The sequence below is a fragment of the Steroidobacter flavus genome (assembly GCF_042651805.1).
GTDB classification, from domain to species: Bacteria; Pseudomonadota; Gammaproteobacteria; order Steroidobacterales; family Steroidobacteraceae; genus Steroidobacter; species Steroidobacter flavus.
Genome location: NZ_JBHSDU010000015.1, coordinates 671,695 through 690,799, shown reverse-complemented (window position 1 = coordinate 690,799; position 19,105 = coordinate 671,695). Strand labels below are relative to the sequence as shown.

20 protein-coding genes are annotated in these 19,105 nt (G+C 61.4%); 5 read left to right on the top strand and 15 right to left on the bottom strand.

Annotated features, from left to right (window positions below):
• Window positions 1-7 precede the first annotated feature (7 nt).
• Genes ACFPN2_RS30800 through ACFPN2_RS30790 form a run of 3 tightly spaced genes read left to right on the top strand, consistent with a single transcriptional unit; the run spans window position 8 to window position 3,686 of the window.
• The gene (locus ACFPN2_RS30800) at window positions 8-2,059 is read left to right on the top strand and encodes a methyl-accepting chemotaxis protein (RefSeq protein WP_380603885.1); all 2,052 of its coding nucleotides are present in this window, start codon (window positions 8-10) and stop codon (window positions 2,057-2,059) included.
• Window positions 2,060-2,109: 50 nt separating this feature from the next.
• Window positions 2,110-2,877: a metallophosphoesterase gene (locus ACFPN2_RS30795; RefSeq protein ID WP_380603883.1), complete on the top strand. Its 768-nt coding sequence runs from the start codon at window positions 2,110-2,112 to the stop codon at window positions 2,875-2,877.
• A complete protein-coding gene (locus ACFPN2_RS30790; RefSeq protein ID WP_380603881.1) occupies window positions 2,874-3,686 on the top strand; it encodes a 4'-phosphopantetheinyl transferase family protein in 813 nt (270 codons plus the stop codon). The genes ACFPN2_RS30795 and ACFPN2_RS30790 overlap by 4 nt, the downstream gene beginning before the upstream one ends.
• Here the strand turns inward: ACFPN2_RS30790 and ACFPN2_RS30785 are convergent.
• From ACFPN2_RS30785 to ACFPN2_RS30725, 13 genes are all read right to left on the bottom strand, one after another.
• Entirely contained in the window at window positions 3,667-4,632 is a 966-nt protein-coding gene (locus ACFPN2_RS30785; RefSeq protein ID WP_380603879.1) for a type II secretion system F family protein, read from the bottom strand. The genes ACFPN2_RS30790 and ACFPN2_RS30785 overlap by 20 nt on opposite strands.
• 9 nt (window positions 4,633-4,641) lie before the next feature.
• Entirely contained in the window at window positions 4,642-5,616 is a 975-nt protein-coding gene (locus tag ACFPN2_RS30780) for a type II secretion system F family protein (RefSeq protein WP_380603877.1), read from the bottom strand.
• Window positions 5,617-5,619: 3 nt separating this feature from the next.
• The gene (locus tag ACFPN2_RS30775; protein ID WP_380606694.1) at window positions 5,620-6,921 is read right to left on the bottom strand and encodes a CpaF family protein; all 1,302 of its coding nucleotides are present in this window, start codon (window positions 6,919-6,921) and stop codon (window positions 5,620-5,622) included.
• A 68-nt stretch (window positions 6,922-6,989) separates the two neighbouring features.
• On the bottom strand, window positions 6,990-8,183 hold the full coding sequence (locus tag ACFPN2_RS30770; RefSeq protein WP_380603875.1) for a CpaE/TadZ family protein: 1,194 nt from the start codon (window positions 8,181-8,183) through the stop codon (window positions 6,990-6,992).
• A gap of 3 nt (window positions 8,184-8,186) precedes the next feature.
• A complete protein-coding gene (locus ACFPN2_RS30765) occupies window positions 8,187-8,666 on the bottom strand; it encodes a TadE/TadG family type IV pilus assembly protein (RefSeq protein WP_380606692.1) in 480 nt (159 codons plus the stop codon).
• Window positions 8,666-9,148 (bottom strand): TadE/TadG family type IV pilus assembly protein, encoded by a 483-nt coding sequence (locus ACFPN2_RS30760; protein WP_380603873.1) that lies wholly within the window; start codon window positions 9,146-9,148, stop codon window positions 8,666-8,668. The genes ACFPN2_RS30765 and ACFPN2_RS30760 overlap by 1 nt, the downstream gene beginning before the upstream one ends.
• Window positions 9,145-10,419 carry a pilus assembly protein TadG-related protein gene (locus ACFPN2_RS30755; protein ID WP_380603871.1) on the bottom strand — a complete coding sequence of 425 codons (1,275 nt, stop codon included), beginning with the start codon at window positions 10,417-10,419 and terminating at the stop codon, window positions 9,145-9,147. Before ACFPN2_RS30755 ends, ACFPN2_RS30760 begins: the two co-directional genes overlap by 4 nt.
• A gap of 36 nt (window positions 10,420-10,455) precedes the next feature.
• A complete protein-coding gene (locus ACFPN2_RS30750; RefSeq protein WP_380603869.1) occupies window positions 10,456-10,734 on the bottom strand; it encodes a hypothetical protein in 279 nt (92 codons plus the stop codon).
• Between the two features lie 32 nt (window positions 10,735-10,766).
• The gene (locus ACFPN2_RS30745; protein WP_380603867.1) at window positions 10,767-12,308 is read right to left on the bottom strand and encodes a type II and III secretion system protein family protein; all 1,542 of its coding nucleotides are present in this window, start codon (window positions 12,306-12,308) and stop codon (window positions 10,767-10,769) included.
• Between the two features lie 57 nt (window positions 12,309-12,365).
• Window positions 12,366-13,160, bottom strand: a complete 795-nt coding sequence (gene cpaB, locus ACFPN2_RS30740; RefSeq protein WP_380603865.1) for a Flp pilus assembly protein CpaB — start codon at window positions 13,158-13,160, stop codon at window positions 12,366-12,368.
• Complete coding sequence (locus ACFPN2_RS30735; RefSeq protein WP_380603863.1) at window positions 13,160-14,503, bottom strand: AAA family ATPase; 1,344 nt, start codon at window positions 14,501-14,503, stop codon at window positions 13,160-13,162. The genes cpaB and ACFPN2_RS30735 overlap by 1 nt, the downstream gene beginning before the upstream one ends.
• 27 nt (window positions 14,504-14,530) lie before the next feature.
• Complete coding sequence (locus ACFPN2_RS30730) at window positions 14,531-15,055, bottom strand: A24 family peptidase (RefSeq protein WP_380603861.1); 525 nt, start codon at window positions 15,053-15,055, stop codon at window positions 14,531-14,533.
• A gap of 67 nt (window positions 15,056-15,122) precedes the next feature.
• Entirely contained in the window at window positions 15,123-15,299 is a 177-nt protein-coding gene (locus ACFPN2_RS30725) for a Flp family type IVb pilin (protein WP_380603859.1), read from the bottom strand.
• A gap of 429 nt (window positions 15,300-15,728) precedes the next feature.
• Between ACFPN2_RS30725 and ACFPN2_RS30720 the strand changes: the two genes are divergently transcribed.
• Window positions 15,729-16,442 carry a helix-turn-helix domain-containing protein gene (locus ACFPN2_RS30720; RefSeq protein WP_380603857.1) on the top strand — a complete coding sequence of 238 codons (714 nt, stop codon included), beginning with the start codon at window positions 15,729-15,731 and terminating at the stop codon, window positions 16,440-16,442.
• 44 nt (window positions 16,443-16,486) lie between these two features.
• Here the strand turns inward: ACFPN2_RS30720 and ACFPN2_RS30715 are convergent, their stop codons facing one another.
• A complete protein-coding gene (locus ACFPN2_RS30715; RefSeq protein ID WP_380603855.1) occupies window positions 16,487-17,467 on the bottom strand; it encodes an alpha/beta fold hydrolase in 981 nt (326 codons plus the stop codon).
• A gap of 127 nt (window positions 17,468-17,594) precedes the next feature.
• On the opposite strand from ACFPN2_RS30715, the gene ACFPN2_RS30710 reads away from it, so the two are divergent.
• Complete coding sequence (locus ACFPN2_RS30710) at window positions 17,595-18,188, top strand: CGNR zinc finger domain-containing protein (protein ID WP_380603853.1); 594 nt, start codon at window positions 17,595-17,597, stop codon at window positions 18,186-18,188.
• On the opposite strand, the gene ACFPN2_RS30705 is transcribed toward ACFPN2_RS30710, so the two are convergent.
• Entirely contained in the window at window positions 18,189-19,052 is an 864-nt protein-coding gene (locus ACFPN2_RS30705) for a DUF4349 domain-containing protein (protein WP_380603851.1), read from the bottom strand.
• Window positions 19,053-19,105: the final 53 nt, after the last annotated feature.

Below are 19,105 nucleotides of genomic sequence, written 5' to 3'. Positions count from 1 at the left end.
TTATCTCATGTCGGCTGCCAAGAAGATGAGCCTGCGCGCACGCATGCTGGGCGTCATCGTGTTGTTTGTTTTGACGGGGTTCGCGGTTACGGTCTCAGTGCTGACCTACCAGGCGAGCGACATGCAACGTCGCTCGGCACTCCAGTATGCGGGAGAGCTCGCCACCAGCCACTCGCGCAAAGTCGAGTCGGAGCTGGAGGCGGCGCTCAATGCGGCTCGTGGTGTCGCGCAGGCTTTGTCGGGTCTCAAGGCCGCCGGCCTGACCGATCGCGAACGTGCCGACGCCATTCTCAAGAGCGTGCTCGCCGACAATCCCAAGCTGCTCGGTGTATGGACCGGGTGGGAGCCGAACGCATTCGACGGCAAGGACGCGGAGTACGTCGGCAAGACCGGCACCGACGCGTCAGGTCGCTACGTTCCTTATTGGAACCGTGGCACCGGAACGATCAGTCTCGAAGCCCTGGTCGACTATGACAAGGACGGCGCCGGCGATTACTACCAGATCGCCAAGAAGAGCCGCGCGGAGTCCATCCTCGAGCCGTATGTTTATAGCGTCGGCGGCAAAGACGTGTTGATGACCAGTCTGGCCGTGCCGATCGTCGTCGGTGGCCAGCTCGTCGGTGTCGCCGGCGTCGACGTCGCGCTGTCTCAGTTGCAAGAATCCATCGGTGCCATTCGTGTTTACGACACAGGCTTCGCGAGCCTGTTCTCGAGCCGCGGCACTTACGTGAGCGATAAGGATGCGAAGAATGTCGGTCAGGCGCTCAGCTCCTCGACTGCGAAGGATGCGCTCGATGCCGTCACTGGCGGACACGCCCTGAGCCGCAGCGTGTTCAGCGATGCGCTGAAGACGCAGGTCACTCAGCTGTTCGTGCCGGTGAACATTGGCGAGGTGAAGGCGCCGTGGTCGTTCTCGATCACCGTTCCTGAAGATCGCATGCTCGCCGAAGTTCGTAAGCTGCGTAACGTCGCCATGCTGCTCGGATTGCTCAGCATCGCGCTCGTGTCGATTGGCATGGGATACATGTTGAATCGACTGGTCATTCGTCCGCTTGGCGGTGAGCCGCAACACGCGGCGGAAGTTGCCGGTCGGGTCGCGCAGGGTGATCTCACATTCCGCATCGATGTGGCGCATGGAGATAACAGCAGCTTGATGGCTGCATTGCGTGATATGCAGCGTCAGTTGAGCGGTATCGTCTCGGGTGTCCGGGACGGCGCGACGCAAGTGGCTGCGGCCAGCCGTCAGATCGCGCAGGGCAATGACGATCTGTCACGTCGCACTCAGGAACAGGCGTCCGCGCTGGAAGAGACCGCGGCCAGCATGGAAGAAATGACCTCCTCCGTGAAGCAGACGGCGGATAACGCGGCTCAAGCGAATCAGCTCGCGATCAACACGCGTCAGCTTGCCGATAACGGTGGCTCAGTGGTCGCCGATGCAGTCGCTGCGATGAGCGCCATCAACAGCGCGAGCAATCGTATCGGCGAGATCATCAGCGTGATCGACGAGATCGCGTTCCAAACCAACTTGCTCGCACTCAACGCGGCCGTCGAAGCCGCTCGCGCGGGCGAGATGGGGCGCGGCTTCGCCGTCGTCGCATCGGAAGTCCGCACGCTCGCACAGCGCAGTGCCAGCGCGGCGAAAGAAACAAAGGATCTGATCAACGACTCCGTCGCCAAGGTCGGCGCGGGCTGCGAGCTGGTCGATCGCACCGGCAAGGTGCTCGGGCAGATCGTCGACAGCGTCAAGAAACTCACCGACGTGGTGCACGAGATTTCCGCGGCGAGCACGGAGCAGGCCAGCGGCATCGAGCAGGTCGGTAACGCGATCGCTCAGCTCGACCGTAGTACGCAGGAGAATGCGGCATTGGTCGAGGAGAGCGCCGCCGCGGCGGAAACGCTCAGCCGGCAGTCGGCGGAGATGGTCCAGGCCGCCGCCGTGTTCAAGCTGGCGGACGACGGGCGTGCCCGGCATTCCATGAGCGATCATGACGGCGGCGCGCCTGTGCAGCCGTCGTGGCACGAGCGTCCGACGGAGCATTCGACCCGTATCGCCGCCTGACGACACTCGGGGGTGTCGACAGAGCCAGGGCCGTGGCCCATGCTCTGTCGATGGCCACCCGAGTCTTCGCCCTGTCGGATATTCACGTCGACTACGACGTTAATTTCCAATGGGTGCAGAACCTGTCGTGCGCCGATTATCGCGATGACATCCTGATCCTGGCCGGCGACCTCACTCACAAGCTGGCGCAGCTGGCGAGCTGCCTGAGCGAGTTCGCGACCCGCTTCGCGAAGGTGCTGTTCGTTCCGGGCAACCACGATGTGTGGGTGCTGGGCGAGGCCCCGGAGCGAACCTCGTTGCAGAAGTTTGCCGACGTGGCTGCAACGGTCGAGCGCAGCGGCGCGTCCATGCAGCCTCACCGGCAGAGCGACGTGCTATTCGCACCTTTGCTAAGCTGGTACGACTATTCGTTTGGCGAGCCCAGCGCCGACTTGTACGGCATATGGATGGACTTCCACGCCTGTCGTTGGCCTCGGGGCTTTGGGCCGAAGGACGTCGCGAAGCATTTCATGGATCAGAACCAGCGACTGTCAGCCGAGGGTGCGGCCAAGGTCATTACGTTCTCTCATTTCCTGCCGCGCATCGATCTGATCCCCGCGCACGTCTCGAGCCGCCATCGGCTGCTCGATCCCGTGCTCGGTAGCACACGAATCGAGCAACAGCTGCGGCACCTCGGATCGAGCATTCACGTATATGGCCACAGCCATATCAATCGCCGCATCGACATCGACGGTGTAACGTACATCAACAACGCTCTTGGCTATCCTGGCGAGGAACGCATCACCGCGCGCCAGCTCCTTTGCATCGACGAGCTATGACCCCATCGCACCGAGATCCCCTGGTCGCAAGTGAGCGCCACATCGATGTGTGGCTGGCTTATTACAACGACATCGCCGACCCGCGGCTGCACGAGGAATATCGCTCGCTGCTGACCGAAGAGGAGCGCGGCAAGGAGTTTCGTTTCTATTTCGCCGACGACCAGCGGCGCTATCTCGTCACTCGCGCCCTGGTTCGAACCGTGCTGTCGCGCTATTTGCACGTTCGCCCGACCGACTGGCGCTTCGCGAACAATCACTACGGCCGACCGGAGATCTCGAACCTGAGCCGCGACGAATGCGGCCTGCGCTTCAACATCTCCCACACCAAGGGGTTGATCGCGTTGGGCGTTACGCATGGCCGCGAATTGGGCGTGGACGTGGAGAACCTGCGAACTCGCGAAGTGTCCCTCGATATCGCCGATCGTTTCTTTGCCAAGCCCGAGGTGGATGAGCTCGCGACCGTACCCCCGGAGCGACAACAGGATCGCTTCTTCGAGTACTGGACGTTCAAGGAGTCCTACATCAAAGCGCGCGGTATGGGCCTGTCGATTCCACTCGGACAATTCAGCTTTCACTATCCGCACGAGCGGGCCGTGAATATCGCCATCGAGCCCGCGTTGGGCGATGACGCGAACCGGTGGAGCTTCTGGCAGTACCGGCCGACGGCGGACTATTTGATGGCGGTGTGCGCGGAGCGCCGGGTGGGCGGTGCGCCGTCGGTGAGGTTGAGGAGGGTGGTGCCGTTGGTGAGGGAAGAGGTGGTGGAGGTGGAGTTGCTGAAGACCTCAACTACTTCCCAATCTGACTGAACACCTCGATCAAGCCGATCACCGCCGGGCCGATGACTACCAGGAAGAAAGACGGAAATATGAACAGCACCAGGGGAAAGATCATCTTGGTGCCGATCTTTGCGGCCTGCTCCTCGGCAGCTTGAGTGCGCTTGTCACGAAACTCTTCCGAGTAAACCCGCAAGGCATCGGCGATGCTCGTACCGAAGCGCATCGTTTGCACCAGCAGAGCGGTCATGCCGCGAATGTCTTCCAGTCCAGTTCGCTCGGACAAGTTCTTGAGTGCTACACCGCGCTCGACGCCGGCGCGCATCTCCGCGTTCACCAGAGCAAGCTCGTCTCCTAGCGCCGGATGGCTTACCGCCAACTCGTCGGCGACTCGCGCCAATGCGGGGGCCAGGCCCAATCCGGATTCTACGCACACGACCAGCAGATCCAGGGCGTCGGGAAATGCCGCGCGCAATGCGCGCTGGCGATTGGCGACCTGTCGATCGAGCCACATGGAACAAGCGACCCAGCCCAGATAGCCCGCGGCTGCCGCGAACAGCATCAGTCGATTGGTAGTGATCCTTGGAAGCAGCGGCGATGCCAGCAGGACTGCCATCGGCAGGATCATGACCACCAGCGCCTTGACGCCGTAGTACAAGGTGCGCGCACTCGGGGAGCGATAGCCGGCATGAATGAGCAAACGTTCGACGCGCTGCCGCTCGCGATCCGAGCGGGGCGTGACGAACGCTGCGAAGCTGCTCAAGCTATCGGCCATCGTTGTCGCCGCTGACGGGCGTTCGTTGCTACCCGAGCCGAGCTGTCCGAGTCGACGTCGCACAGGATCGAGCAGCCCCAGGACGAATGCGGACAGCCCCATGCTCAGCGCGAAAGCGGCGGCAGCCGCCAGTGCCATGAACAGAATTCCGGCAGCGCCGCTGTCGCCGAGGAAGTCCTGCAAGGCAATCAGTATTGAGTCCATGGGAGGCTCCTAGACTTCGATGCGGACCAGGCGGCGAATCCAGAGAATGCCGATCGTGCCCATCACGATCGAGCAGGTGATCAGCTTCGGCCCCATCGCGTGCTGAGTCAGGTGGCCCATATATTCCGGATGGGTGATCCAGAGCACTCCAAACAGCACCAACGGGATCAACGATAGAATCCATCCCGATAATCGTCCTTCCGCGGATAGGGTTTTTACGCGACGTTGAAAGCGAAACCGGCCGCGAATCACGCTGCTGATTTTGGCGAGGTTCTCGGCGAGATTGCCGCCGGCCTCACGTTGCACGATCACGGCCGTGATCAGTGCCGTGACAGAAACACTAGGCACCCGCTGCAGCAGACCTAACAGTGCGCGGCGCGGATCGTTGCCGAAGCTGAGATCGGCGAACGTCAGCTCGAACTCGCGGGAAATGGGTTCCTCCATATCCTCAGCCACCAGCTTCAAACAATGACCGAAGGGATGTCCTGCTTTGAGCGCACGCTGAATCATGTCGATCGCGTCGGGCATCTGCTCTTCGAAGCGCGCCATGCGCTGCATACGCTGGCGCAAGACGATGAAGAATGGAGCGACCAAGCCGATGAAGCAGGTCGCGAGCGCCACGGGCCACAAGCGTGACATGAGCCAGCCGCCGAGCATGCCGACGATCGACAGGCAGATAGCGAGCAGGACGACGCGATAGGCTGGAGTGTCCCGTCCCGCTTGTTCGAGAATGCGAGCGAAACGTTCCATACCGGGCAAAGACTCGAGCATGCGCTCGAACGAGGACAGGTCGCGCAGGTACTTTTCCCGGAGCAGGGAGGTGAGCTCCGGTCCGCCCGACGCGTCGGCGAACCGTTGCAAGCGCGCCTGGATCCGCTTGCTCATCTTCCGGGATTCGCTGAACACCGGAACGATCGTTCCCTGGAACAGCAGCACGACGGTGAAGAACACCAGCAGAGCGAACAACCAGATGCCGTTGGACATGGGCTATCTCCGCATGAACGGCGAGGCGGCAGCCTCGGTTCGGAACAGATCGATCGGCAGCTCGATCCCACGGGCATGCACCTCGCGCAGGAAGGCGGGAACGATGCCTGTGGGTTTCAACTCACCGAGGACGTTGCCGTTGGCATCGACACCGCGGCGCTCGAACGCGAACAGCTCTGTCGAAGTGATGATGTCGCCCTCCATGCCATTGATCTCCTGCAAGCTGACCACGCGTCGCCGGCCGTCTTCCATTCGTTCGACTTGAATCACGATGTCGATGGCCGAGGCGATCTGCGAACGCAATGCTTTGGTCGGAAAACTGATGCCGGTCATCGATACCATGTTCTCGATTCGGCCCAGGGCGTCGCGCGGAGTGTTGGCATGAATGGTGGTCAGTGAGCCGTCGTGGCCGGTATTCATTGCCTGCAGCATGTCCATCGCTTCGCCACCGCGCACTTCGCCGAGCACGATCCGATCGGGCCGCATACGCAGGCTGTTTCTGACCAGATCGCGCTGAGTGACGGCGCCTCGGCCCTCGATGTTGGGCGGGCGTGTTTCCAGGCGCACGACGTGCGGTTGTTGTAACTGCAGCTCGGCGGAGTCTTCGATTGTGACGATACGATCGGTGTCCGGAATGAAACCCGACATGAGGTTGAGCAGCGTGGTTTTGCCCGCGCCCGTGCCGCCCGATACCACCACATTCAAGCGCGTCTTCACGATGGCATTCATCACCTGCGCCAGCGCCGATGTGAGGCTGCCGAGCCGGATCAGATCGTCGATGCTCAGCAACTCGACGGCGAATCGCCGGATCGACAACGTCGGCCCATCGATGGCCAAGGGCGGAATGATGGCATTGACGCGCGAGCCATCCTTCAGTCGTGCGTCCACCATGGGCGAGGACTCATCGATACGACGACCTACCGCCGACACGATGCGGTCGATGATGTTCAACAAATGAGCGTCATTGGTGAAGGTGATGTTGGTGAGCTCGAGCTTGCCGCGCCGCTCGATATAGACCTGACGGGCGCCGTTCACCAAAATGTCCGACACCGATTTATCGGCGAGCAGCGGCTCGAGCGGCCCGAGGCCGAGCACTTCGTCTTCGATGCGACGAATGATGCGTTGACGAGATGCAATGCTGAGCGGTGCGTGCTCTTCGGCGATGAGGTTTTCGCAGACGTCGCGAATCTGTCGTCGGGCGTCCTTGTCCTCGACGCCGCCCAGCAGCGACAGGTCGAGCACTTTGAGCAGGCGCTGATAAGTGATTTCCTTCCATTCCCGCTCGGCCGGCGACAGCGGTTGCATGCGATCGTCGACATCGACAGCTTCGCCTGCGGCGATCGGACGCTTGGCAGCGATATTGGACTCCGCGCTCATCGGGATCTCCCGGGTATCAAGCTGGAAAAGGTGCGCGCGATAACGCCGGAGCGCGGCTGAGCGGAGACGCCGCCCAAACGCGTTTCCAAAGTCATCACCGCGCGCGTAATCGAGGCGGTGCCGGCGTAGTCGAGCAGGGCCGTGCCGCTGTTGATGCATTCCGACACGGTCTTGAAGTCATTCGGGACCAGGGTCGGCGCATTGCAGGCCAGTGTTTTCTGTATGTCCTCGACGGTGACGTCAGAGCCCTTTTCGTGGCGATTGACGACGACGCACAGTTGATCCTTGACGACACCGACGTCCGAGCGCAGCCACTGGATGAGCCGCGTCGCGTCTCGCAAGGCGGTGACCGATTGCTGGAGCACGATGACGATCTGGGTGGCCCGCTGCATGACGGCCATCGTCACGGCGTCGACGCAGCGTGGCATGTCGACCACGACGTGCTCATGATTGCGCAGCGTTATTTCAAACAATTGCGTGACACCGGCGGCCGAGATGGTACCGGGGGCGAGTGGCTCGTCCGCGCCGTGGCTCAGTACGTTCAAGCCCGAAGCGTGTTTCGCGAAATAACCCTCCAGCGCGACTTCATCGAGCTGCCTCAGATTTTCCAGTGCCTGCGCGATGCCGCGCTTCGGATACAGATCCAGGTACAGCGGCGCTGCGCCGAATTGCAGATCGAGGTCGAGCAGGGCAGTGCGTTGTTTTGATTTCGCCGCCAGCACGTGCGCGACGTTACAAGCCAGCATCGTCGCGCCGCAGCCGCCTTTGGCATTCATGAATACTGAGACTCGGCCGGCTGTCGCCGGCGTTGGCCGACGGCGCTCCTCCTGAGCTCTGCGGACCGCCTGTAGCAGATCGTCTTTGTGAATCGGATCCGGAATGAGGTCTCGCGCACCGGCCTGCATCGCCAGGCGCATCACGTTCATGTCGCTGGCCGGGCCGACGACGATCAGGGCAGGTCTGCGGTCGGCCGGGCGAGCCGCGATGGCTTCCAGTTCTTCACGCCACAAGTGGCTCAGATGCAGGATGATCAGATCCGGCAGGGACTGCACGGCGTGCAGCGGGTCGACGTGGCCGTTGTTATTGAGTTGACGTGACGCACTGAAGTCCGCGGCTGCCAGCGTCTGCTCGAGATAATCGAGCAGGTCCTTGCGGCGCGAGACCAGCAGAATGTCGAGCGAATGGGGCATGCTTTACACCGCTGGGCAAGGAAGAAATGCTTGTTGCGTGGGCGAATAGCCGAGGCTTTCTCTCGGCAGCGTCGCGGTGAATGCCGGCAACACGAATTGAGGCATCACAAATGGAATGAGCAATTGCATCGTGTAGTTGGCGATGCTGACCCGCACGTACTGGATCTGGTTGTAGTTACCGGCTGGGTTGGCGATCGGCGTGCCCGCCTGGTTGAGGTACGACACGACGACATTGGCCGTCGTGAGGTTGGGAGCGATCCGACTGGTGCCGCCGGCGTTGGCGAATATCGCGACCTGAGCCGGTGCCGGATCGCCGACCGGACAGATCGCGGCGACTCTGGCGCCGCGCCGGGTACTTTCAGTCAGCGCATTGGCAATGAACAGCGCCCGTCCGAACTCGATGACGCCGAATATCACCATGAACAACACCGCGGCCACGATGGCGAACTCGACGCACGTGACACCTTGCTCAAGACGGCGCATCACAGGGCCCTCATGACGACGGTGGCGGCCAGCGTTCTGGAAAGATTGATGGGCTGGCCGAATCCGAAGGTCGGCAAAGTCGCACCCAGCATCGGCGTGTAGGTGTAGTTGGCTGCGACCGAAATGAAGCCGTTGCCGGCGTCTGTCACGGTGACATTGTTCACCGTCAGGCCGGGTAGCAGCGCTGTCCCTGTCCCGGCGATGTTGCCGGTGACCACCAGATTGCGTGTTTCGTTACGTCGCGCCGCGGTGATGTTCACGACTCGCGTGGTGCCGACCGACGCGTTGTTTACTACGTAGCGCGCTCCGTCCCGCACCGCTTTGACCAGCGTGTTGTACTGGAACAGGGCGCGACCGACCTCTGCTGTCGCGAGCATCAGGAAGAACAGAACCGGGGCGCAGATCGCGAACTCGACCGTTGCAATCCCGAGGTGCCTGCGGGCATTGGTGCGCGGGGTGTGCATGTGAGTTCCCGCCTTCATGAATCGCTGCTGTTGGGATCGTCGTAGAGCTGAATGATATGCGGGCCGTTGCCCGCGACCGGGCTCGGTCCCGGGGTGCCGTTCACCGAGCAGTCGGAGATGAACTGGCCGTATACGAACGAGTCGTTACCCTGTTGCTCCGCGGGCTGCAGCAGGAAGAAACATGCGAAGCCGAGCAACGGGACCGAGCCTTGACCATTGGTCGTGCCGGTGCAGTTGCCGACAGGCACCGCCAGCACGCGGCGCTCGAATGCGCCGGTCCCGCCTTCGTTGATGGGTTGGTAGTCGTAACTGGCGGGATTCATCAGGTCATGCAAGTAGTCTTGATAGTCATAGAGCAGCTGATTGATGTTTGCAGCGGTGACTTGCGTGTTGCCCTGATAAACGTTGTAGGTCTGGCCGGACTGGACCGCCCGCAATGCCGGGTTTTGGGCATCGACAATTACGTCGGGCGGATACGTCGACTCTGTGCCGTGCATCGGACCGTTGTACTGACCGAAACGTGTGTTGAGACCTTGTGCGACCGGACCGGCTTCGTTGCCCGTCTGCGTTTGAATGGTGCTGCCGCCAGTGATGCACGCGTCGTAGCTGCCCGCCATGTTTTCGCGAACGACCGCGGCGCCGGAACCGCCGAGCTGAATCAACTGGAAGTTGCCAGGCCCTACCGGAGATTGGCCACCGGGCGTGGATTTCTTGAGCACGACGGGGGCGTTGAGCGTGTAGCCCCACATGTTGGGTGCGGCGGCATTGCCACAGACCATCATGGGTGCGACGTTACATACGGTGCTGCCGACATTGAGGGTGCGTGGCCCGGCGACAGCGGTTGCGGCAACTGTCTTCTGAAAGATGCCGCCGATGCGTACCAGCCAAGCCGGCATCGTAAAGCCGGTCGCGCGCACTCGAACGTAGGGCCCTGACGGCGCGCCGGCTGCGAATGGCGGCAGCGTGGTCGAATATTCAATCGTGACTTGGAGACTGCCAGCGCCACCGCCGTAGGCAGTCGACAACTCACGATTGCCTGTCGCCGCCGCGTTGTTTCCAAATGCCTGCTGGGCCTCGGCCGTCGCGAGTGCTGTGTTCCCTGTGTCGTCGAGTGTCCTGGCGGCAGCGAGCGCGGCGGCATCCACCACGTTTTGCAGCCGCGTCTTGTTGAGGAAGACGTGCCCCATGTCGAGCGCCAATCCCGCTGTCAGGATCAACGCGCCCATGGCAATGGCGATGAGCACCGCGACCGCGCCTCGTTGAGCTGTGCGTGACTTGATTGACTGCATGACAAGCCTCACTGCGGGATTAGTGCCAGATCGCGATTAGCGCCTGCCGACTTCGAAGATCACCGGTTGCTTCACCTCCGTGTTGCCTTTAGCCACATCCTTGCGATAGACATCGAGCGCATTTTCGAGCCGGGCGCCGTCCGTTATCTGTGGCGCCAGCTCGGGCGGATTGCTGGCTGCGATTGGATCGAGCGTTTGTGCTTGCAACATCTGGTTGACGGAGCTGCCGTAGTCGGCGTCCGCTATTGGTGTGTCGGCGCAGCCTGCGATCGCAACGGAAGCAACGACGACGGCGGAGGGTTTGGAAATGTTCATGAGCGGTTCCTGACGAGTTGGCGATGTCGGGGTCACTTGCTCGGCGGCGCCGCCGGCTTGCTGCCTTCGATTTTTCCACCGAGGAAGAACTGGGCGCTGGTCGGATCGGTGACCGCGTCGGTCGGCAATTTGATCTGCGCCGGGGGAATCGGCTTAGCGAGTCGCGGCGTCACCAGGATCACCAGCTCGGTCTCGCCTTTCTGATAGCTCTGGCTGCGGAACAAGTAGCCGAGAATCGGGATGTCGCCGAGGCCCGGGAATTTGTTGATGGCCGAGCGCATGTTTTCATTCATCAGGCCAGCGATGCCGATGGTTTGACCGTCGCTCAACTCCACCGTCGACGCCGCACGTCGCTCGGTCAGCGAAGGAATGGTAAACACGGCCGACGTGCCGATCGGTCGCAGCGACACCGAGTTGCTGTTGTCCAGCTCGCTGACGCTGACATTGAGTTTCAGGTTGATGCGCGAGCGATCGACGATCAGCGGCATGAAAGACAGCTTCACGCCAAAGTCCTTGAACTCGATGCTGATCGAGCCGTTGTCCTGGGACACGGGAATCGGAAAGCTGCCGCCGGACAGGAACTGTGCGTCCTGTCCGGACAGCGTGGTGAGAGTCGGCTCGGCAAGGATCTTCGCCAGGCCGCGGGTTTGATAAGCATCCAGCACCACGTTGGCGAGAAAGTCGTTGCTCAGGAAGCTGGCAAACAGACCGGTGCTGTTGATCGCCGGCGTGTTCGGTGCGAATTCGTCGAACACCGGACCGATCGGATTGCCGTTGGCGTTGGTGCCGTTGCCGAAAATCGGGATGCGCACGTCGCCAGGCTGGAACAAGGCATCGGGGAAGGTCGCGCCGCCATTGACGCCGCCCACGACCCACTTGCCAGTGTTCTGGAGTGCGTTGAACTGCGCATTGAGGTTGCGGATGGCCTCGCGATTCACTTCCGCGATCCTCACTTGCAGCATCACTTGGTGAGAGCCACCGACAGTCATCAGATTGATCACCTCGCCGGACTTCTTGTCGGGCTGCTCGCCGCCCATGGCCGCCTGCTGTTTGAACATGATTTTTTCCTTGGCGGTGGCCATCTGCTCCAGATAGCCCTTGGCAACCTGCAAAGCGGCGTCCATCTTGGCCGCGCTCGACACCTGGCCCGACAGCACGATGTTTCGCTGCGCGCTCCACATATCGATGTTTTCACCGGGCAGCACCGCGGCGACTTGTTTCTTCAAGCTGTCCAGGTCGTGCGTGACTGTAATGTTGAGCGCGGCCACCAGCCGGTCTTCGCGATCCCACAACATCACGTTGGTGGCGCCCAGGTCCTTGCCGAGCACGTACAGACCGTCGTCACCCAGCAGCAGCACGTCGGCGATATCGGGGTTACCGATGGAAACTCGCTTGACGGGCCCCGGCAGGTCGACGATGCGGCTCTTATAGATAGGTAGGGAGAACGTGGTGCTGCGGGTGGCGCGGATGACCTGATCGGCCGCCTCCTGTGCCGGTGCCTGGACTGAGGCCGTGACGGCGGTCAAGCCGATCAGCAGTGCACAAACAGTCGATCTCGGGCTTGATTGACGCATATGAAGAAAGATCCGTTCCTGAAAGTGGAGTGAGTGACAGATTCAAAGGCGGCTCATTCAAGTGCGGGTCTCGCCGCTGTCGACCAGCGTGCCGCGGATGATCGTCACACCCGGGGCTTTCGGAGGCGGCGCACGACGCACCGGCTTGGCCACGGGCGGGGGCGGCGGAGGCTCAGGCGTTGCAGCGAGTTGCGGCCGGAGCTCATCCGTTGGGTTGCGCAATGTGAGCTGGATGCGACCTTCCTCTCGAGCGCGCACCAGAATCTCGGCCTCTTGCGGCGTCATCTCGAGCGTGACGGCGCGCACGACCACTGGCTCGTTCTTGTCCTGAGTCGATGTTTGATCGACCGCCAGCACATTGATGTTCATCAGAATGGTCTCGGTGGTGGCGCGGTCGTTGACCTTGCGGGCGGCGACCACATCGACTCGATTTCCAGGCAGAAGGAAACCTGCGACACCCACCACGTCATCGACGCGCACGGTGACGGCGCGCATGTCCGGTTTGATGAGCGCGGCCAGCGTGCTGCCGGCGCCGCTCTTGGTGAAACGTTCCTTCAGCAACACTTCGCCGTTGAGCACCTTTTGCGAGGCGATCAGGCCTTCGACTTCCTTGACGGTGCTGAAGTGATTGCCCAGTGCCGTGCCGGTAGGGACGGTGATGACTCTCACATGACGGCCTTCCATCACCGTGCCATAGGGCACTTCCATCGCTGCGACGACGACTGAGGATCCTGCGTCCGTAACGTTGCTGGCGTGGATGCGCTGTTCCACCCAATTCTTTGCCGACCATGCCGCCGCCGCTCCGAACACCAGCGACAGCATTACCATCAATGCGCCTCGACGCTTCATCATTACGATCTCCGCAGTTCTGCCTCGGTGTCACCGTTGGACCCTGGCGTGGTTACGAAATAGTTGTCCCAGGCCCACTGCAACGCTTCGGCGGTCAGACCGACCCAATCGTCCAGATAGATGGCACGGTCCAACGCCATGCCGATCAGATCGCGTGGATGGCAGGGAAGCAGGGGAGTGGCAGTCGGCTTGTAGAGCGCGTCGATTACGAACTGACACAACAGAGCGTCGTAGCGCACGCTCCGCGCCTCGCAGGCGCGCTGCCAGATCATGTGATATTGCCGGGGATTCAACGCATGGAAGCCGATCTTGTAACCAATCCGGCGCAGGAAGGCGTCATCGACCAGATCCCGCGGCTGCAGGTTCGTCGAGAACACCAGGATCACGTCGAACGGGGTGCGGAAATGCTGGCCGGTATTCATGCTCAGATAGTCGACGCCTTCTTCCATGGGAAGAATCCAGCGGTTCAACACCGTGGTGGGCGCTATGCGCTGGCGACCGAGATCATCGAGAATCAACATGCCGCCGTTCGCCTTGACCTGCAGCGGCGCACGATATTGTCGAGTCGCGGGATCGAACTGCACTTCGAGCATGTCGGCGGTCAGCTCGCCGCCGGTAATCACCAGCGGTCGTTGGCAAAGCACGTAACGCGGGTCGTGGCCGCGCGTCAGCATCACGACGGGTGAATTGTCCTGGGACTGACGATGCACGCTGGGGTCGAAGACACGGACTACGGTGTCGCCGATCGAGATGGCGTGCGGAATGAGACAGGTGTCGTCGAACAAGCGCGCCAGTCGCTGCGTAATGAATGTTTTGCCGGTGCCAGGCGCGCCATACACGAAGATCGCCTTGCCGGAATTCATCGCCGGTCCGAGGCGGTCCAGTAACGCAGGATCGAGGACCGTGTCCTCGAATGCGGCGATCATCCGCTCGCGCGTTACGTTGCGCCCTCGAACGGATTGAGCCAGAACGACCTGGTTGTAGTAATCCAGCGGCACTGGCGTGGGGCCGATGTAACCGCTGGCCATCAGCGAGGCCATCGCGGAGCCGCGACCGCGCTCGGTCAGCGCATAACCCAGTCCCTGGTTCTCGCCATGCTGAGCCCGAACTTCGATGCGACCTTCCTGGCGGAGAAAGCTGAGCAGCTCTTCCAGCAGACGACCCGATAGGGCAGTACGGCTGACCAGATCGCGCATCGACAGCACGCCGCCCTCGAACAGATGTTTCTCCACCAGGTCGCCGAGAAAGGCCGAGGTCAATCCCGTCGCCTCGATCGTCTGAGGACGAGGCGCGACGCGTGCCGCATCCTTGGTCAATTCATCGGTGGGCGGAGTCTTGTTGTACATGACTTTTTAGTTGTCCCGATCTGCAGCTCAGTGGCTCACGATCAACAGTGCGGCAGCGGTGCCGCAAGCAATGGCTACGCCATAGGGGAATCGCTCTGATTCCGTCGTCGCTGCCTGGCGCGAGGCACGCATGCTGGCGATGGGAGAGACGAACAGTCCCATCAGCCGATGCAATGTTGCGTTTGCCGTCATCGGTCTGAGCAACAGCACGGCCAGACCGAGCACCGCTCCGACAATCAGAGTCATGCCGACGGCGACCATGGTGGTGCGCATATCGAGGAAGAGGCCAACCGTGGCCATCGCTTTGACATCGCCTGCACCGAAGGCACGCAGCGCATAAAAGGGTAGAAACATGGCGAAGCCGACTGCGGCGCCGGCTAGACCGGTTAGCAGTCCGTCTTCGCTATGCATCCACATTTGAGAGCTGAGTGCGATGATTGCCGCGACCGCGCACAGGAGATTCGGAATGCGGTGCGTACGCCAGTCGACGATTGCGACGCAAATAACGAACAGGATCAGGGCGGTGTCGAGTTGGCTTTGGGTCGCGAGCATCTGGAAGTTTCCGAGCGGACGTGGTGGCGAGGAGAGCACCCGAGGGCGATGCTCTCCGGCGTTCCTGTTACCCGCCTACGGCAGTCACCAGTTCCTGGATGCGGTCGGCGACAGCACCACCCAAATCGGTGAACGCCTGGACCACAGCCAACCCAACCAGCCCGCCGGCGATCGCATATTCGACCGCGGTCAACCCTTCCTCTTCGCGAATGAAATCCATCACTGCCTGTTTCAGATTGATCATTGCTTGACTCCTCAACGTTGCGAACCACCCGAAACTTCGGGCCGGGTGCAGAGCCCTTCTTCCCCCGCTGCCGCGGTGAGCAGGACTCTCCGGTAAGTGCGTTGCGCGAGGCGCGGATGTTCTTGCGATTGGCCAGGACGTTTTTGCTGATACGAGCGGCTCGCGTGCTGGAATTCACAGTGTCTACGTGTTCGCCACACTGACTAATTGAGTCTCGATGCGGAATAAATGTGGCCAGCCGCAGGCGCTGAAAAGAAAGTGATCAAGATCACTAAAGGAATAATTCTCGGCGCGTAGTCTCGGGATCGTTCGTGTCTGCGGACTGTTTGGGAGGACAATCGGGTCATGCTGCTCTGGGTGGACAGGTGCTGCGGTGCGCGCGTATCGGCATCGGCAGAGGAATTTTCCCGCCATTGCCAGGTACGGCCCATGGATCAACAACATCTGTGGGCGGCGCTCTCGCTCGGCGGCGATGCGGATGTCATTTGTTTCGATTTCGAGCATCCGGACATGAGCTGTCTGAAGTTCATGACCGATACCAAGGCGCGCTTTCCGTCCGTGCCCATCATTATGTTGATGTCCCAACAGTCGGCGGACATGGTGCTGTGGGCGTTGCGGGCCCGGATCTTCGACGTTCTGTTAAAACCGCTGACGCCGCGCGACGTGCTGCGTTGTGTGGAGCGTCTTTCGCCGGTCCTGGAGGCGCGCCGGACTCAGCAGACGCGCGCCAACGCGACCGGGGCCGAGGCGATTCCGGATGAGGCTCGCTATCACGCCAAGCGCAATTCCCGGGGCAAGCTGGACAGCGTGCTGGGATATATAGAGAAGAACTATGCCCAGCCGATCAGCGAGCAGGAGGTGGCGAAGGAGTGCGGGCTGTCACCGTTCGAGTTCAGCCGTGCGTTCCGGGCCGCGCATGGCATCACGTTTCGGGACTATCTCGCCGAGTGTCGTCTGGTGCAATCCAAGCGGCTGCTGGGCATCTCGCAAGTTCCCGTGAGCGATGTGGCGGCCATGGCGGGATTCAATGATCCGTCCTATTTCGCTCGACTGTTTCGCAAACGAACCGGTATTTCGCCCAGCGCCTATCGCGCGTCGCTGCTGACCGCGCCGAAGGTCGTCGACGCTGAGGCGATTGGCTGACGAGCATGGACACTCATTCGAGAGTGTCCATGCAGATTGAAGCGTTACCGGCCCGACAGGTGTCGATTCAGGAAGCTCAACATCAACGACGCGATCTCCTGGCCCCGGTCCTCGAGCGCGAAATGACCTGAGTCGAGCAGGTGCAGCTCCGCTTTGGGTAAGTCGCGCAGATAGGCCTGGGCGCCTTCGGCGGGGAAGATCTTATCGTTGCGCCCCCACACGATCAGCGTTGGTGGCTGTCGATTCCGAAAGAATTCGTGGAATTTCGGATACAGCTCGACGTTGGTGCGGTAGTCGTAGAACAGATCCAGTTGGATTTCAGCGTTGCCCGGACGATCCAGCAGCGCCTGATCGACCAGCCAGGTCGTCGGGTCGACGCGCGAGGGATCTTTCACTCCATCCAGATATTGCTCGCGCGTGGCCGCCAGCGTCGTCGCTCCGCGCAGCGCCTCTCGATCGGCTTTCGAGCCGCTTGCCCAGTAGGCTTTGATGGGATTCCAGAACTCCTTCAGTCCCTCGGTATATGCGTTGCCGTTCTGGACGACCAGGGCGGTCACCCGCTCGGGATGTTTCAACGCGAGGCGATAGCCCACCGGTGCGCCGTAATCCATCACATAGAGCGCATACCGGTCGGCGCGCAGCTCGGTCAGGAGGCGATCGGTGAGATCGGCGAAGTGCGCGAAGGTGTATTCGAACTGGTCCCGCGGCGGGACCGCGCTGTGTCCGAAGCCCGGATAGTCCGGTGCGATGACCCGATACTTCCCGGCGAGCGCCGGAATCAAGTCGCGGTACATGTTCGACGAAGTCGGAAAGCCGTGGAGCAATACGATGGTCGGAGCGTTGGCGGGCCCAGCCTCGCGATAGAACAGTTCGACGCCGTCGATGCGCTTGGTGCGATAGCGCACGGTGTTTTCCGTAGTCGTTACGACGGAAGGCGGGTCGCTGACCTGGTCCGCGAACACGGGGCTGGTCGTGGCCAAGGCGAGGACGGCGGCCGCGATGGGTTTCAACAAAGGGTGGTTCATGGCGAATCTCTCTCGGGAAAAGGAGGGTGTAACCTTCATGCGCGCGGTTAATACGTTACGGACCGATGCCGTAACTTGTCAATACAGTTTTTAAAGGTTACTATGCCGCCGCGTTCATGAGGTGGATATGCAGCCCCTGTTCATTGGCAGCCATCTGGCGGCGGATTTTTTGAACACGGCGTTCGAGCCGTACGGCGAGCACGTCGAGGTCATTGGCGACGGCAAGGCGCTGCTGGAGTGGGTGCAGGCCGCCAGCGTGATGGATGCCGAGCAGTCGGCACGATTTGCGCGAAAGCTCGGCGTGAAAGGACTCGACGCGGCGGCCGCCGAGGTTAGAAAGCTGCGGGAGTGGGCGCGTGCGTGGCTGTCACGTTGGCGGACCGCACCCGGGCGCGACTACAGCGCCGAACTTCGACATCTCAACGAACTGTTGGAAGGTCTCAACGTCCGGCACGAAGTGACGCGGACGAAAGAAGGGCTGGAGCGCCTGACGCACTTCGAGATCGAGTCGGCGGATGAAATGCTCGCCGTCCTTGCGTCCGCGATCGGCGATCTCGTGACCGAAGAAGATCCCGGTCTGCTCAAGTCCTGCTCCGGCGACGGCTGCACGCTGTGGTTCCTCGATCGCACCAAAGCGCATCGGCGTATGTTTTGTAGTGCCGCCGGCTGCGGCAATCGTGCCAAAGTCGCTGCTTTCCGAGAGCGCCAGAGAGACCAGTAACTAAGCGGCTGGCTGCCGGCGCGCGAGCTTGCGACCGATCCATTGCCAGAACAGTCGCAAGAAGAACAGGCCGGGCAGGATCACGATCAGCCAGGGCAACAGCACTGCGAAGAAGCTAATCACCATGGCGACGGCTTCCCGGAAGTTGCTACCGAAGGAGCGGAGCGCATCCTTCACCGGACTCTGCTCGGACAGATAGGTCTGCCGCGGCAATGAGAGATTGATCGTCAGCAATTCGGTGTCGATACGACGGCGCAGGTTCGCCCGCTGCGTGCTCAATGAATCGAGCTGCGACTGCACGGTCGCCAGTTCCTTCGACACCGTGATGAGTTGCTCGATCTTGATGTCCTTGTTCTTCATGAACTCGGTGAGACGATCCCGATGCAGCGTCATCAGCGCGATCTGTCGCTCGGTGTCGGCGACAGGCTCCGCCAGATCTTCGGCACTGGTATTTCGTGAGGTGACCTCGCCGTCCTTGCTGGCCAGAGTAATGATCGGCTCGACGCCGTCAGGCGCCAGTCGCATACGAATGTGGCCGCTGGGCAGGTCCTGATTCGACTGCAATGTGACTTCCAGCACGGTGCAGTTCGAGGCGCGATCGGCATTGCATGCTGCTTCGATTTCCCGGACTCGAGCGGGCAGCACCTCGCGACTCGTTTCGATGGAGATCGAATGTTCGTATGCCAGCGTGCCAAGCTGACGGCCGCCCTGTGCGGCCGGTGCGAACTCGCTGATCAGGCGCGTCTCCATTGGAGCTGACGCGGGGCTCACGCCAGCCATTTCTTTGCTACAGCCAGAGATGAGCACCAGGCAGCAAGCCACGATGAACGATGAAAGGCCGAGTCGCGCGTTGTTATAGCTCATGATGCCTCGACGTTGCAGATCCCGCTGACGGGCCGATGATAATGGAACATCGG